At 66.2% G+C, this 15654-nt stretch carries 13 protein-coding genes; 4 read left to right on the top strand and 9 right to left on the bottom strand.

The window, feature by feature from the left end:
• Positions 1-304 precede the first annotated feature (304 nt).
• A complete protein-coding gene (locus U0C82_RS02565) occupies positions 305-1366 on the bottom strand; it encodes a Gfo/Idh/MocA family protein (protein WP_322185483.1) in 1062 nt (353 codons plus the stop codon).
• A gap of 21 nt (positions 1367-1387) precedes the next feature.
• Positions 1388-5053: a hydantoinase B/oxoprolinase family protein gene (locus U0C82_RS02560; RefSeq protein WP_416186606.1), complete on the bottom strand. Its 3666-nt coding sequence runs from the start codon at positions 5051-5053 to the stop codon at positions 1388-1390.
• A gap of 312 nt (positions 5054-5365) precedes the next feature.
• On the opposite strand from U0C82_RS02560, the gene U0C82_RS02555 reads away from it, so the two are divergent.
• From U0C82_RS02555 to galU, 4 genes are all read left to right on the top strand, one after another.
• A complete protein-coding gene (locus U0C82_RS02555) occupies positions 5366-5965 on the top strand; it encodes a Maf-like protein (protein WP_322185481.1) in 600 nt (199 codons plus the stop codon).
• Entirely contained in the window at positions 5958-6956 is a 999-nt protein-coding gene (locus tag U0C82_RS02550; RefSeq protein ID WP_322185480.1) for a shikimate dehydrogenase, read from the top strand. Before U0C82_RS02555 ends, U0C82_RS02550 begins: the two co-directional genes overlap by 8 nt.
• A 19-nt stretch (positions 6957-6975) precedes the next feature.
• Positions 6976-7587, top strand: coding sequence for a dephospho-CoA kinase (coaE, locus tag U0C82_RS02545; protein ID WP_322185479.1), 612 nt, complete (start codon positions 6976-6978; stop codon positions 7585-7587).
• A 699-nt stretch (positions 7588-8286) separates the two neighbouring features.
• Complete coding sequence (galU, locus tag U0C82_RS02540) at positions 8287-9198, top strand: UTP--glucose-1-phosphate uridylyltransferase GalU (protein ID WP_322185478.1); 912 nt, start codon at positions 8287-8289, stop codon at positions 9196-9198.
• Between the two features lie 57 nt (positions 9199-9255).
• Here galU and U0C82_RS02535 read toward each other — a convergent pair whose 3' ends face one another.
• The 7 genes from U0C82_RS02535 to alc form a co-directional block, all read right to left on the bottom strand.
• Positions 9256-10413: an iron-containing alcohol dehydrogenase gene (locus U0C82_RS02535; RefSeq protein WP_322185477.1), complete on the bottom strand. Its 1158-nt coding sequence runs from the start codon at positions 10411-10413 to the stop codon at positions 9256-9258.
• A 38-nt stretch (positions 10414-10451) separates the two neighbouring features.
• Positions 10452-11462: a branched-chain amino acid ABC transporter permease gene (locus tag U0C82_RS02530; protein ID WP_322185476.1), complete on the bottom strand. Its 1011-nt coding sequence runs from the start codon at positions 11460-11462 to the stop codon at positions 10452-10454.
• Positions 11459-12343, bottom strand: coding sequence for a branched-chain amino acid ABC transporter permease (locus U0C82_RS02525; RefSeq protein ID WP_322185475.1), 885 nt, complete (start codon positions 12341-12343; stop codon positions 11459-11461). Before U0C82_RS02525 ends, U0C82_RS02530 begins: the two co-directional genes overlap by 4 nt.
• A gap of 189 nt (positions 12344-12532) precedes the next feature.
• Complete coding sequence (locus U0C82_RS02520; RefSeq protein WP_322185474.1) at positions 12533-13237, bottom strand: ABC transporter ATP-binding protein; 705 nt, start codon at positions 13235-13237, stop codon at positions 12533-12535.
• Positions 13230-13988 carry an ABC transporter ATP-binding protein gene (locus U0C82_RS02515; protein ID WP_322185473.1) on the bottom strand — a complete coding sequence of 253 codons (759 nt, stop codon included), beginning with the start codon at positions 13986-13988 and terminating at the stop codon, positions 13230-13232. The genes U0C82_RS02520 and U0C82_RS02515 overlap by 8 nt, the downstream gene beginning before the upstream one ends.
• Before the next feature lie 153 nt (positions 13989-14141).
• Entirely contained in the window at positions 14142-14633 is a 492-nt protein-coding gene (locus U0C82_RS02510; RefSeq protein WP_322185472.1) for an ureidoglycolate lyase, read from the bottom strand.
• Entirely contained in the window at positions 14630-15652 is a 1023-nt protein-coding gene (alc, locus tag U0C82_RS02505; protein WP_322185471.1) for an allantoicase, read from the bottom strand. Before alc ends, U0C82_RS02510 begins: the two co-directional genes overlap by 4 nt.
• Positions 15653-15654: the final 2 nt, after the last annotated feature.

The following is a 15654-nucleotide window of genomic DNA, read 5'->3' as shown; positions in this document are numbered from 1 at the left end:
CCCGAGGAGGACGGAAAGGCTCGATTCTTTCCGTGACTTCAGGCGCTTTTCCTGGCTCCTGGCTCCTGGCTCCTGGCTCCTGGCTCCTGGCTCCTGGCTCCTGGCTCCTGGCTCCTGGCTCCTGGCTCCTGGCTTTGGCCGCGCAGTTTGACAGAACAGCGTGGACCGAGCGGCGTGATCAAGCCCCATCACCCGCCCAAGGTCGTCATCCTCGGGCCCCGTCCCGAGGATCCGGAATGCCAGCGATCGCCCGTCGAATGCCCCGCCGATCCGATACTCAAGCACCACCTCAGACAGCGTCCCCTCAGCCCCGCCTTCCGACAACCTCGATCGTTCTCAGCACGGCCTCGCTCGCCGCCATCGGATGAACCGGACTTTCCGTCAGTCCGTCTCGCAGGCATTCGGCGAAATGGTCGGCCTGATATTGCAGCCCGGTCCCGACGAACGGGGTCATCACCAGTCGTTCGCGGTAGGCGGAGGCGAGCTTGCGAAGGTTCGACAGGGCAGCCAGGCGTGAAGGTTTCTCCAGCGGTTCGACCTGCCCGTCGTCTGCGGGAACATAAGGGCCGGGGGGAGATTTCGCCCGGATCGCGAGGGCGGGCGGGCAAAGCAGCGGCCCCTTCGTCGTGATGAAGCCGCGGGTGCCCATGACCACCGCCTGGTTCGGCCCCTCGGCCTCGAAGCCGCAGGCAATCGTGGCCAATCTGTCTGCGAACCGCAAAGAGAGAGCCGCCTGCCGAACGCTGCCATTGCCGAGCCTCTGCGCGATGCCGGATGTGTCGTCCGGCGCGCCGAAAAGGTTCTGGGCGAGCGCGATCGGATAGACGCCGAGATCGAGAAGCGCGCCGCCCGACCGGGGATCGAACAGCTTGTCGCCCTCGCGGTAGGGCCGCGCATAGGAAAGGCTTGCGTTGAAATTCGACGGGTCGCCAATGCGGCCTTCGGCAAGGAGGCTGCGCAGACGCACGATTCCCGGCGTGAAGAGGATCCACATCGCTTCCATTGCCAGCAGCTCGGCTGCCGCAGCCGCCTCGCGGATCGTGCGGGCCTCGTCCGCAGAAACCGCGACGGGCTTTTCGATGAGAACCGGCTTGCCCGCCGCGATCACCTGAAGCGCGACGTTCACATGGTCGCCATTGGGCGTTGCGACATAGACCACATCCACGTCGTCGCGGCCGAGGACGGCGGCCGTCTCGCCGCCGGTGACGCCGCCGCCCATCGCCTCGGCGAAGGCCGTGGCGCGCGCGGCCCGACGGGAGCCGACGGCCGCAAGGCGCCCGGTTTTCGAGAACCGAAGATCGGAGGCGAATTTGCGCGCGATATGCCCGGTGCCGATGATCGCCCACCGCAGTTTGCCGTCGCTCATGGGAGCCGCGTCCTTTGTCCTTCAGGTCGCCTTGCCGAAACCGCCGGATGTCGGCGTTCGCACGATCACCGCCTCGCCGGCCTCGACCACCGTCTGGTCGCAGGGGCGCAGCTCTTCCATCTCGCCCGAAAGGCGGCGGACGAAGGTCGCGCCCTTCTCGCCTGGTCCGCCGCCTTCGATCCCCTCGGGCGGGCGGGTGCGGTGGGAGGAGAGAATGGCGCAATCCATCCTTTCCAGGAACCGGACGGTGCGTTGCGTGCCGTCCCCGCCGCGCCGGGCGCCGTCCCCGCCGGAGCCGCTGCGGATATGGAAATCCTCCAGCACCACCGGATAGCGCATTTCGAGGATTTCCGGGTCCGTCAGGCGGGAATTCGTCATGTGGCAATGGACGCCGGACGTGCCCGCGAAGCTCGTGCCGTCGTTCATCCGGCCGGCGGGCGAGCCGGCGCAGATCGTCTCGTAATATTGATGGGTCGCATTGCCATAGGTCAGGTTGTTCATCGTGCCCTGATGGTTGGACAGCGCGCCGAATGCCTGGAAGAGGGCATTGGTGACGTGCTGGGAGGTCTCGACATTGCCGGCGACCACCGCCGCCGGATAGACCGGCTTCAGCATCGAACCGTCCGGCACCACGATCTCGACGGGTCTCAGGCAGCCGGCATTCATCGGGATCGGCTTTTCGACCATCACCCGGAACGCATAGAGGACGGCGGCGCGGGTGACCGGCTCGGGCGCGTTGAAATTGTTGTCGGTGCTGGCCGAGGTGCCGGTGAAGTCGACCGTCGCCGTGCGCTTCGCCTTGTCGATCGTGATCTTGACGCGAATCGTCTGGCCGGTGTCGGTCGGATAGTCGCATGCGCAATCGTCGAGCTGCGCGATCAGCTCGCGCACGGCTTCCGCCGCATTGTCCTGGACATGGCCCATATAGGCCTCGACCGTTCCAAGCCCGAAATTCTCGACCATGCGGCGCAGTTCCGCCACGCCCTTCTCGTTGGCGGCGATCTGGGCTTTCAGGTCGGCGATGTTCTGGTTGGGATTGCGCGCCGGATAGGGGTGGTCGGTGAGGACGGCGCGCACGGTCTCCTCCTGGAACACGCCTTCCGAGACGAGCTTCAGATTGTCGAACAGGACGCCTTCCTCGTCGACCCGCGTCGCGCGCGGCGTCATCGAGCCCGGCGCGATGCCGCCGACATCGGCATGGTGGCCGCGCGAGGCGACGTAGAACAGGATGGCCGTTTTGTCGGCGTCGAAGACGGGCGTCACCACCGTGATGTCCGGCAAATGGGTGCCGCCATTGTAGGGCGCGTTCAGCGCATAGACGTCACCGGGGCGGATCCGGCCCTCGTTCGCCTTGATGATCGCTTCCACCGAACGGTCCATGGAGCCCAGATGCACCGGCATGTGCGGCGCGTTGGCGACGAGCGCGCCGGAGGCGTCGAAGACGGCGCAGGAAAAGTCCAGCCGCTCCTTGATGTTGACCGAGGAGGCGGTGTTCTGCAGCGTGACGCCCATCTGTTCGGCGATCGACATGAAGAGATTGTTGAAGACCTCCAGAAGGATGGGGTCCGCGCCGTCCTCGCCGGACCCGGTGCCCGTGCCGAGGGCGGCCAGCCGCGGCTTCTTTTCGGTGCGCCGCATCAGGATGTCGCCGCCTTCCGTCTTTTCGGCGCGCCATCCCGGTTCCACGACGATGGTCTGGTTCGGCTCGATGATCAGGGCGGGACCGGCGAGGCTGGTCGTCGCCCCGAGTTCGTCCGAGCGGTAGACGCCGGCGTCGCGCCACGTGCCCCCGGTGAAGATCGCGATCGTCTCCGACGATCGCGCAGCGTTGCCGGATGCGGCCTCGCGGGGGCGCGTCTCCTCGGCATCGCGCAGTTCGGAGGCTTCCAGCGAAACCGTCTCCACCGTGATCGCACGCCCGTCATAGACAAAGCCGAACTGGGCGCGGTGGGCGGCCTCGAACGCCTGGCGCGCCGCATCGAAGTCCTTCGTCCAGACCACGGGAAGCGTCGTGTCCGTGCCGTCGTAGCGAAGCTGCAGGATCGTCCGGACGGCAATGCGATCGGTGCCGAGGCCCTGGCTCGTCAGCTCCGCCGTCGCTGCTTCGGTGAGGCGCTGTTCGAGCGCGTCGATCTGGCCGCGGGCGGGCACGCCGAGCTCTGCCACCAGCGCCTGCGAGCGGCTGGCGAAGAGCGAGGAGAGCCCGATGCCGTAGGCGGACAGGAGCCCGGACATCGGATGGATCAGAACCGTTTCCATCGCCAGCGCGTCGGCGACGAGGCAGGCATGCTGGCCGCCGGCACCGCCGAACGAATTCAGGAGGTAGGTCGAGACGTCGTAGCCACGCTGGACGGAGATCTTCTTCACCGCGTTCGCCATGTTCTCGACGGCGATGGTGAGGAAGCCTTCGGCGATCTCCTCGAGGCTGCGCTGGCCGCCGATCTGGCGACGCAACGCCTCGAACTTCTCCCGAACCGCGCCCGCGTCGAGGGGCTGGTCCTGGTTCCGGCCGAAGACGGCGGGAAAGAGATGGGGCTGCAGCTTGCCCAGCATGACGTTGGCGTCCGTCACGGTGAGCGGGCCGCCCTTGCCGTAGGCGGCGGGGCCGGGATTTGCGCCCGCGGAGGCGGGCCCCACCTGAAAGCGTCCCTGATCGAGGGCAAGGATCGAGCCGCCCCCCGCCGCAACCGTGTGAATGCGCATCATCGGCGCGCGGATGCGCACGCCCGCAACTTCCGAATCCAGTGCCCGCTCGAAGCTTCCGGCATAGTGGGTGACGTCGGTGGACGTGCCGCCCATGTCGAAGCCGATGATCTTCTCGAAGCCGGCCGCCTTTCCGGTCTCCGCCATGCCGACGACGCCGCCGGCCGGGCCGGACAGAATCGCATCCTTGCCGTCGAACATTTCGGCCGCCGTCAGCCCGCCCGACGACATCATGAACTGGAGCGAGGGCGCCGTGTCGTCCCCGGTCTGGGCGCCGAGCGCCGAGGCGACCTTGTCGACGTAGCGGCGCAGGATCGGCGTGAGATAGGCGTCGACGACCGCCGTATCGCCGCGGCCGACGAGCTTGACCAGCGGCGAGACCTCGTGGCCGGTGGAGACTTGGCTGAATCCCGCTTCCTCGGCCAGCGCCCTGGCCCGTTTCTCGTGCGCGGGGTAGCGCCAGGAGTGCATGAAGCAGATCGCCACCGCGTCGATGCCGTCGGCCTTCGCCGCACCGAGCGCTTCGCGCGCCGCGGCCTCGTCGAAGCCGGTCTCGACGGTCCCGTCGGCCAGCACCCGCTCCGGGATCTCCGCCACCCGCTCGTAGAGCTGCTCGGGCAAGAGGATCTCCTTGGCGAAGATGTCGGGCCGGGCCTGATAGGCGATCTTCAGCGCATCGCGAAAGCCGCGCGTGATGAGAAGAAGCGTGCGGTCGCCCTTGCGCTCCAGCAGTGCGTTGGTGGCGACCGTCGTTCCCATCCGCACCGTGCCGACGCGTCCGGGCGGGATCGCGTCGCTCGCCGCAAGCCCGAGGGCGCGCCGGATGCCTTCCAGCGCCGCATCGTCGTAGGCGTCCGGGTTCTCCGACAGGAGCTTGAGCGGGCTCAGCGTGCCGTCCGGCGCTTTCGCGATGACGTCGGTGAACGTGCCGCCGCGATCGATCCAGAAATCGTAGACCCCGTTTGCCCCAGACCCGTCCGCCATTCCTGCCATTCCTTCGTCGCCAACGGCGCACCGCGCCGCGTGTCATGATCCCGTCTATCGAACATGGCGCAGGAAATCAGAAGGGAATGCAAGGGTGAAGCCGCCCCTTGCGCCTTCTTCAGAAAATCGGGACAAGCGAAACGAGGAACGGGCGCCGCCCGATCGAACCGGCCGGCCGGCGTCTGCGGGTCCGTGCCGCGATCGAGGGGACTTCGACGCCCGCCGGTTCGCAGGGATCGGCCGAACCGCTTGAGAACGACCGGTCGGCACCGCGAAACGACCGGCAAAGATTTTGGGGAAGGAAACCATCCCATGTCGAAAGGCATCGTGCTCGCATCGTCGAGCGTCCATCGCCGCGAACTTTTGAAGAATGCGGGAGTCGACTTTACCGCCGAAGCCTCCGACATCGACGAGCGCGATGTCGAGGCGCCGCTGAAGGGCAGCGGCGTTTCCCCCGACGAGATCGCGCAGATTCTCGCCGAAGCAAAGGCGGTGGACGTGTCGGAACGCCATCCCGGCCACCTCGTCATCGGCGCGGACCAGACCCTGTCGCTGGGCGACCAGGTGTTTCACAAGCCGGCCAACATGGAAGAGGCGCGCCGTGCGCTTCTGAGCCTGTCCGGCCAGACCCACCATCTCAACAGCGCGGTCGTTCTGGTTCTCGACGGCGCGGTCATCTGGCGCCATACATCGATCGCCGCGCTGACCATGCGCAAGCTCGATCCCGGCTTCATCGGCCGCTATCTCGCCCATGCCGGCCAGAAGGCCCTGACGAGCGTCGGCGGCTACCAGATCGAGCGGGAGGGCATCCAGCTGATGGAGGCGATCGACGGGGACTATTTCACCATCATCGGCCTGCCGTTGCTGCCGCTTCTGAAGGAACTGCGAGCCCGGGGTGAAATCGATGGTTGACGAAACGAAGGCGGGATCGGGCGGCAAGACGATTTCCGAGCGTGACGCCGAATGGACGCCGAAGCCCTATGTGAGCGGCGAGGCCCGCGTGCGCGGCGACAATTCGGTGTTCGACCCCAATCTGAACAAGCCGAAGGTCGAAGGTCCCAAGGCCTTCATCACCGGCTGGCCGGTCTGGCATTCGCGCTCCCCGCTCGTCCACGGCCACTGGCTGAAGACGCTTGGGATCGACGGCGCCTACATCCGGCAAGGCATTCCGCCGGAGGAGTTCGCGGCGTTTCTGGATGCCCTGCGTGACGGCGGTTTCGCCGGCGGCAATGTCACGATCCCGCACAAGGAGGCCGCCTTCCGGGGGGTCGAACGGCGCGATGGCGCGGCCGAGGCGATCGGCGCCGTCAACACGATCTGGTTCGAGGACGGCGTCATGGTCGGCGGCAACACGGACGCCTACGGCTTCGCCGCCAATCTCGACGAACGGCTCGAAGGCTGGGACAAGGCCGGGAATGCCGTCGTCATCGGCGCGGGGGGCGCGGCCCGCGCGGTCATACACGCGCTTCTCGAGCGCGGGGTGGGCCATGTCTTCGTCGTCAACCGCACCGTTTCGCGCGCGGAAAATCTCGTCCGCGATTTCGGACCGAAGCTTTCGGCCCACGGCGAGGACGAGCGCGACGATCTGTTGGCGATCGCCGATCTTCTGGTCAACACGGCCCCGGTTCCCGAAAAGGACCCGGAGGTGCCCGACTGGTTTCCCGTCAAGCTGCCCGATCTATCCATGATGAAGCCGGACGCGATGGTGACGGACATCGTCTACTCGCCTCTGATGACGCCGACGCTTCTCGGCGCCGAGAAGGCCGGGCTGCGGCATTGCGACGGGCTGGGCATGCTCCTTCATCAGGCCGTGCCGGGCTTCGAACGCTGGTTCGGGGCACGGCCGGACGTGACGGAGGAACTGCGCACGCTCGTGCTGCGCGACCTCGGCGTCTCGCCATGACGGCCCGGATGCCGGCGCGATGATCGTTCTCGGGCTCACCGGCTCCATCGGCATGGGCAAGTCCACCACGGCTGAGATGTTCGCGGACGAAGGCGTGCCGGTCCATTCGGCGGACGCGGCGGTGCACCGGCTCTATGCGGGGCTTGCCGCGCCACTGATCGAAGCTGCGTTTCCCGGCACGGTGACCGCAGGCGTCGTCGACCGCCGCCGCCTCGGGGCGGCCGTCGTGGGAAATCGCGAGGCGATGCGGCGGCTCGAGGCGATCGTCCATCCGCTGGTGCGCGAGGAAGAGGAAACGTTCATCGACGCGGCCCGCAGGTCGGGCGCCGACATGGTCGTTCTCGACATTCCCCTGCTTTTCGAGACCGGCGCGGAGACGCGCTGCGACAAGGTGCTCGTCGTCTCGGCGCCGCCAGCCGTGCAGCGTGCCCGTGTCCTTGCCCGGCCCGGCATGAGCGAGGCGGCATTCGACGCCATTCTCGCCTCACAGCTTCCGGACGCGCAAAAGCGCGCGCGGGCCGATTTCGTCATCGACACCGCGCAGGGCCTCGAGCCCGCACGCAGGAGGGTTCGCGAGATCCTGTCCGCCTTGCGGGCGATGCCGGTCGCGTCGTCCGCGCAGGACAGGTGAGGCAGGTCCGCCGGCTCGGGCGGGACGCGGCATCATGCGACCCGGGCCCGGGCGCATAGCCGGCCTGCGGCGAAAACGACCAGTTGGTGCCGAAAATTTACCCTTGCATGCCAATTGGATAGCCCGCATATTCCGCCTTGTGTTTAACGAAACGAAAGGAGGTGATCCAATGTCGAGTGGTTATCAGCAGCTGGTTGGGTCTTTGAATCTTACAGTGCGCGGAGAGCAGCCTCTTCGTTTCGTCTGAGGATTTACGACCGGGTTTCATCGCGCGTCGATGGCTCTGCCGGCTCGAAAATCACGGGGCCGCTTCCGCAAGGAGGCGGCCTTTTGCGTTTGTGCTCTCGTTCGCGGCGTCGACGTCGGGAGCCAGCGATATCCCGTATCGCGGGCCGTCCGGCGCGATTTCGATGGGCAACGAGGCGTCCGGTCGGGCTGGTCGAGCGCGGCGGGATCCTGCGCATGCCGCAGCGGAAAATTCGTCGTTCACCTGTCCGTGATGGTTCACGCCACGTTCGAATGGTCCAAATCCGGAAAATCTTGTTCCTGGAGAATTAATCGTCTTTGCGGATAGTCCGGCAGCGTCATGCAAAATCGGTCCGTTTGCTTCTATAAGCGGCCCACGTCCATCGATCGGAACTTCGCAGAGGGTTCCGCATTGAGAGCTTGGCCGTTTTTCGAAGTTCTGGAGTCACCGTCATGCGTCGCGTCCGCAAAGCCGTCTTTCCCGTCGCAGGTCTCGGGACCCGCTTTCTCCCCGCCACGAAGTCGGTTCCCAAGGAGATGCTGACGGTCGTCGATCGCCCGGTGATCCAGTACGTGGTCGACGAGGCGCGCGAGGCGGGCATCGAGCACCTGATCTTCGTCACGGGACGCAACAAGGGTGTCATCGAGGACTATTTCGATATCCAGCTCGAACTGTCCAACACGCTTGCCATGCGGCGCAAGCTGGACCAGCTGGCGCTGCTCAACGAACTGCAGCCTGCCCCCGGAACGACGAGCTTCACGCGGCAGCAGGCACCCCTCGGCCTTGGTCATGCGGTGTGGTGCGCGCGCGAACTGGTGGGCGACGAGCCCTTCGCGCTTCTCCTTCCCGACATGATCATGCAGGCGGAGACGGGATGTCTCGCCTCGATGATGTCGCTCTACGGGAAGAGCGGCGGAAATGTCGTGGCCGTCGAGACCTGCGATCCGTCGCAGACCCACAAATACGGCATTGTCGGCAAGGGGCGGGCCGTCGGCGACGGGTTCGAGATCAATGCGATGGTCGAGAAGCCGGCGCCGCAGGACGCCCCCTCGAACGCCTATATCTCGGGCCGGTACATTCTGCAGCCCGAGATCTTCGATATTCTGAAGACCCAGGAAGCAGGTGCCGGCGGTGAGATCCAACTGACCGACGCCATGGCGAAGCTCATGGAAACGCAGACCTTCTCGGCGTTTCCGTTCGCCGGCCGCACCTTCGACTGCGGTTCGAAGGAGGGCTTCATCGAGGCGAACGTCGCCTTCGCGCTGGCGCGCGCGGACCTGCGCGATCACGTGATGGACAATATCGCCGAGCTGATGGACACGGTGAAGCTGGCCGAGACGAGCCGGAAGGCCCGCGCCGCCTGATCGAGGCGGCGGGGGCGGCGCCCCGTCACTTCTTGGCTTCGTCGCCAGGCGTCTTCGTCACCAGGCTTCCTCGTAGATGGCGAGCGCGTCCGACTGCGTCACCGCGCGCGGATTGTTGACGAGAAGCCGGGTCTGCTTCATCGCCTCCGACGCCATGCGGGGGAGCGCGTCGCGCGGAATGTCGACGTCCCTGAGGCGTGTCGGCATGCCGAGCCGCTCGCGCAGGGCCTCCAACGCTTCGGCGAAAGCCTCGCCGCGCGCCTGCGTGCCGATCTCGTCCAGATGCGGGAACGCATCGGCGGCGATCTCGCCATAGCTCGCGGCGGCCTCGCGCATGTTGAAGCGCAGCACCGCCGGCAGAACCAGGGCGTTCGACAGGCCGTGCGGGACGTGGAAGATGCCGCCGATCGGATAGGCGAGGGCATGCACCGCGGCGACGGGAGAATTGGCGAAGGCCTGTCCCGCCAGCATCGAGCCCAGAAGCATCGCGCCGCGCGCCGTCCGGTCGCCGCCCTCCTTCACCGCCGTCTCGATATGGGCCCCAAGCAGCCGAAGGGCCTCGCGCGCCAGATTGCGGGAGAGCGGATTGTTGTTCGGGCTTGCCGAGGCATAGGCCTCGATCGCGTGAACCATGGCGTCGATGCCGGTCGCCGCGGTGATCTGCGGTGGCAGTCCGAGGGTGAGGTCGGGATCGAGAACCGCGATGTCCGGGATGATCAGAGGGCTCGACACGCCGCGCTTCTCGTTTTCGCCGACGGTGATGATCGAGATCGGCGTGACCTCCGATCCGGTGCCGGCGGTGGTGGGAACGAGCACCAGCGGCAGGCGCGGACCTTTGGCGTTGGCAACGCCCCAGGCCTCTTCGAGCGCCTCGTTGGAGCCCAGCAGCAGCGCGGCGAGCTTGGCGATGTCGAGCGACGATCCGCCGCCCATGCCGATGACGCCGGTGACGCCCGCCTCCTGGCCTGCCGCGACCGCCCGTTCGAGGGTCGCTTCGGACGGGTCGGCCTCGACCTCGGCGAAGATCGTGACCGCGATCCCGCAGGTCTTGATCGACGCGATCGCCGGATCGCAGAGCCCGAGCCGGCGCAGACCGGGATCGGTGACGAGGAGGATGCGGGGCCCCAGACGCGCGCCGACAATCTCCGCCAGAGTGCGCGCCGCGCCGTCGCGAAAGACGATCGAAGGGGGCGTATGGAATGCGAACGGGGTCATCGTGCGGGGCCCCTGCCGTAAGAAGGAATGATGCGCATTCAGGACCTGCCGCGCCAGCGGGCAATCCAGTGGGAGATCTCGCCGACGATGCCGCGCCGGAAGGCGAGCACGCAGAAGACGAAGACGGCGCCCTGGACGATGGTCGACACCGAGCCGACCTGGGCGAGCTCGTTCTGAAGCGTGATGATGATCGTCGCCCCGACGATCGGTCCCAGCATCGTGCCGATGCCGCCCAGAACCGCCATGAGAACGACCTCGCCGCTCATCTGCCACTGGATGTCGGTGAGCGAGGCGAGCTGGAAGATCATCACCTTGGTGGAGCCGGCAAGGCCCGCGAGCGCGGCCGAGATGACGAAGGCCATCAGCTTGTAGCGGTCCGCATCGTAGCCGAGGGAAATCGCGCGCGGCTCGTTCTCGCGGATCGATTTCAGCACTTGGCCGAACGGGGAATGCACGGTCCGGTAGACGATGAAGAGGCCGAGGCAGAAGATGGCGAGGGTCAGATAGTAGACGTTCATGTTGCTCGTCATGTCGACGACGCCGAACAGCGGACGGCGGGGAACGCCCTGCAGCCCGTCCTCGCCGCCGGTGAAGGGCGCCTGCAGCGCGACGAAATAGACCATCTGGGACAGGGCGAGCGTGATCATCGCGAAATAGATGCCCTGCCGGCGGATCGCGAGGAGACCCATCAGGAGGCCGAGCAGCGCGCCGGTCGCCGTGCCGGCCAGGATGCCGAGCTCGGCCGTCAGCCCGAGCGATTGCAGGCAGTAGCCGGTGACGTAGGCCGACATGCCGAAGAAGGCGGCGTGCCCGAAGGACAGGAGCCCGGCAAAGCCGAGCAGGAGGTTGAAGGCCGCCGCGAACAGCGCGAAGCACAGGACCTTCGCGATCATGACGGGATAGACGTAATGCGGCATGATCAGGAGGGCGACGAGGCCGATGGCGGCCCACAGGCGCACATCGCCCAGAATGCCGGCCTTGGGCGGCGGAGCCGTGCCGGCAGCGCTCGCGGGTTTTGCCATGCTGTCGGTCTTGCTCATATCGCTCATGCCGTCTTTCCAAACAGTCCCGCCGGGCGCACGACGAGGACGATCGCCATGACGACGAAGATGACGATGTTCGAGGCTTCGGGATAATAGACCCGCGTCAGCCCCTCGAAGACGCCCAGCATGAAGCCGGACAGGATCGCGCCCTTGATCGAGCCGAGGCCGCCGATGACGACGATCGCGAACACGACGATGATGATGTTCGAGCCCATCAGCGGGTTCACCGAATAGATCGGGGCCGCCAGGACGCCTGCGAACGCCGCGAGCGCCACGCCGAGCCCGTAGGTGAGTGTGACGAGCAACGGCACGTTGACCCCGAAGGCCCGGACGAGATCGGCGTTCTCGACCGCCGCGCGCATGGTCGCCCCGAGCCGTGTGCGCTCGATCAGGAACCAGGTCGCGCCACACACGACGGCGGCGGCGACGATGACCCAGGCCCGGTAGGTGGGAAGGAACATGAAGCCGAGATTGAAGCCGCCCTGCAGCGCGGCCGGAATGGCGTAGGTCTCGCCCGATGCGCCGTAGACCTGACGGAACGCGCCTTCGAGAAGGAGCGCAAGGCCGAACGTCAGCAAAAGGCCGTAGAGATGGTCGAGATCGGCGATGGGCCGCAGGAGAAAGCGCTCGATCAGCATCCCGAAGCAGCCGACGATGATCGGCGAGATGATCAGCGCCGGCCAGTAGCCGATGCCGAGAATGTCGAGCAGCAGGAAAGCGACGAAGGCGCCCACCATGTAGAGGGCGCCATGGGCGAAGTTGACGATGTTGAGAAGGCCGAAGATCAGCGCCAGCCCGAGGCTGAGAACCGCGTAGAAGGCGCCGTTGATCAGCCCGATCAGCAATTGTCCCGCAAAGACGGGAAAGGGGACCCCGAGAAAGTCCATTCGCTTCGTGTTCCCTCTAATGCCGCGCCGCGGGTTCGTGTTCTTCGTGCTTCTTCGTTCGTCGCGGGCGATGCGTGTCAGGTTGAAAGGCAACGCGGCAAACCGGTTCGCCGCGCCGGATGGGGCAGGGATCGGCGGCGGGTCACGCCGCCCTTGCGAAAGGGCTGCGCCCCGAACGCCGTCATCGCGTCAGACCCCGAGATAGCCGGTGATCTTGTCCCGGTTGGACGCGATCTCCTCTCGCTCGAACCGGTCGATCACCTCGCCATGCTCGACGACGTAGTGGACGTCGCCGAGCTTCTCGGCGAAGCGGAAGTTCTGCTCGACCAGGAGGATGGTGAAGCCCTCCGCCTTCAGGCGCTTGATGATCTCGCCGATATGCTGGACGATGACCGGGGCAAGCCCCTCGGTCGGCTCGTCGAGGAGCAGGAGCTGCGCGCCGCTGCGCAGGATGCGCGCGATCGCCAGCATCTGCTGCTCGCCGCCCGACAGCTTCGTGCCCTGGCTGCTGCCGCGCGTCTTCAGGATCGGGAAAAGCTCGTAGATGCGCTCCTCGCTCATGCCGCCGTCGCGGATGATCGGCGGCAGCATCAGGTTTTCCTTCACGTTGAGCGAGGAGAAGATGCCGCGCTCTTCCGGGCAGTAGGCGATGCCGGTGCGGGCGATCTGGTTGGCCGAGAGCCTGATGGTTTCGGTGCCGTCGTGGGCGACCGATCCGGTGCGTTTCCTGACGAGCCCCATGATGGAGCGAAGCGTCGTCGTCTTGCCGGCGCCGTTTCGCCCCAGAAGGGTGACGATCCGGCCTTTCGGCACTTCGAAATTCACCCCGTGCAGGATGTGGCTCTCGCCGTACCAGGCCTGCAAATTCTTGATATCGAGAAGGGTCTCAGTCATCGGTCTCGCCCATATAGGCCGATCGGACCTGCTTGTTCCGGCTGACTTCGTCGTAGGTCCCTTCGGCCAGCACCGCGCCGAGCTGCAGCACCGTGATCCTGTGGGAAAGGTCGGCGACGACGTTCAGATTGTGCTCGACCATCAGCACGGTCCGCCCCTCGGCCACGCGCCGGATGATGTCGGCGACGCGCGAGACGTCGCCCGTGCCCATGCCCGCCATCGGCTCGTCGAGGAGCATCACCTGGGGCTCCAGCGCCAGCGTCGTCGCAAGCTCCAGAAGCCGCTTGCGGCCATAGGGAAGCTCTGTCGCGAGGACATGTTCGGAATCCTCCAGATCGACCTGCCGCAGGATCTTGCGGGCGTCCTCGTTGAGGACGTCGAGCCGCGATTCCGGCTTCCAGAAATGGTAGGAATTGTGCATCCGGCGCTGCAGGGCGACGCGAATGTTCTCCAGAAGCGTGAGATGCGGGAACACCGAGGAGATCTGGAACGAGCGCACCGCGCCGCGGCGTGCGATCTGTGCCGGTTTCTCCCGGGTGATGTCCTTGCCGTTCAGGAGGATCGCGCCGCTCGTCGGCTCGAGAAACTTCGTGATCAGGTTGAACATCGTCGACTTGCCGGCCCCGTTCGGGCCGATCAGGGCGTGAATGGTTCCGCGTTCGACCTTCAGGGAAACGTCGTCGACCGCCGTGAAACCTTTGAACGTCTTGGTTAAATTACGCGTCTCGATGGCGTAATCGGCGCTCGGCAAATCAAACTCCTCCCAAAGTCGAATCGTCGTGTCGGGGCGATCTAACAGCACGCTGACGAGAACGTCAAAGGCACTTATCGATCTTTCGCGCTCTGCGCGCACGGTGCGGGGAAGGCTTGTTCTATCGCAGGTGAGACGCTGCCCGCCCTGCGCCTATCGGCCGATCTCGAACGGCGCGGCGAAGTCCGCTTCCTGAAGGTTTTCTCCCCCGCCACCCCGGTCGACCACGAGAAAATCCGACACGTCCTCGAGCGAGATCAGCGGATGGTGCCAGACGTTGCGATGGTAGGAGACGCCCTGGTCGGGCCTTGCCAGAAACGCGACCGGCTCGCCCGGGCGGCCGCCCTCGTCGGCCGCCACCACCACCAGATAGGGCCGCCCGGAGAGGGGCACGAAGGCCTGGGAGCCGAGCGGATGGCGCTCCATCATCGTGATTGTCACCGGAAACGCGAACGGCTTGCCCCGGAAGATGGAGATCAGCGCCGTGCCGCCCTCGGCCGTCACGTCCACCGGGGCGATGTCGTGATAGCGGGTCGTGGTGCCCTTGTTGATCAGCCGGATCTCGGACGCATTGTCGGTTTCGACGACCTCGCCGAACGGGCGAAACGCATCGGCGGTGAGGGGCCGGGTGTCGAGGGTGTTCATGACGCCTTCCTGCCGTAAAGCCGCAGGCGGGAGATGCCGCCGTCGGGGAAGATGTCGAGGCGCACATGGCTGATCGCGCCGTGAGGCACGATATCGGCGATCTCGAGTTCCGCATCGGCCTCGAGCTTGGTCGATGTCACGATCTCAGGCCAGAGCGACGACAGGGCCTCGATCTCGCTTTCGACCGGATGTTCGGAGAGCTTGGCCCCGCGCAGGGTCAAGCGATCGGGATAGTTGCCCTTGAAGTGGCGGGTGTCGACGAGGATGCGCTCGATCGTGCCGGGCGTTCCAAGTTTCAGGACGCACCAGTCGTTGCCGGGCCGGCGCCGCCGCGCGGTCTCCCAGCCATCGGCCATGACCGGTGCGCGCCCCGGGGCCAGCATGTTGGCCGGCGAGCCGTAATGGGCATCGTTCCAGGCGATCGCCGCGCCGCCATTGACGAGCGCCGCCAGATCGACGGTCTCGTCCGCGCCGACCTCGCTCCAGTCCTTCTCGATCCGGCCGTAGACGCGCAGGCGCGCAACGCCCCCGTCGGGAAAGATGTGCAGCTTCAGCCAGCGCGCCGGCACGGGTTCGGGGAGCCTGACGAGATTGTGCCCATTGCCGTCGAGCGCCCGCTTGGGGACGAGCGGGTACCAGTCGCCATCCTTCGGTTCCCCGACGGTATCGGCGGCCTCGATCATGGCTTCGGGCGGATAGTTGCCGGTGAAGAAGGAGGTGTCGATGTCGATCGCCGCGATCCGCCCGCGCTGGCCGAGCTTCACGATCGCCCAGTCATGGCCGGGCTCCCGCTTGCGGCGCGATTCCCAGCCATCCATCCACTTGCCATGATCGTCGAAGCGGTCGGGATAGAAGACCGGAGGCTCCGGCGCGATCATGCGCGACTTGTCGGCAAAGAAATCGTCGCTCGCATGCGTCACCTCGGTGCCGAGGCGCGGATGGGCGAGATCGACGAAGGCGCGCAGGAGATCGGGTTCTTCGGCAAGCGGCACGGACGGGATGAAACGTTCGGAACTCATGA

This window comes from Fulvimarina uroteuthidis (assembly GCF_034321785.1).
GTDB classification, from domain to species: domain Bacteria; phylum Pseudomonadota; class Alphaproteobacteria; order Rhizobiales; family Rhizobiaceae; genus Fulvimarina; species Fulvimarina uroteuthidis.
The sequence above is the reverse complement of the archived record's forward strand: the minus strand, read 5'-3'. Positions and strand labels throughout refer to the sequence as shown.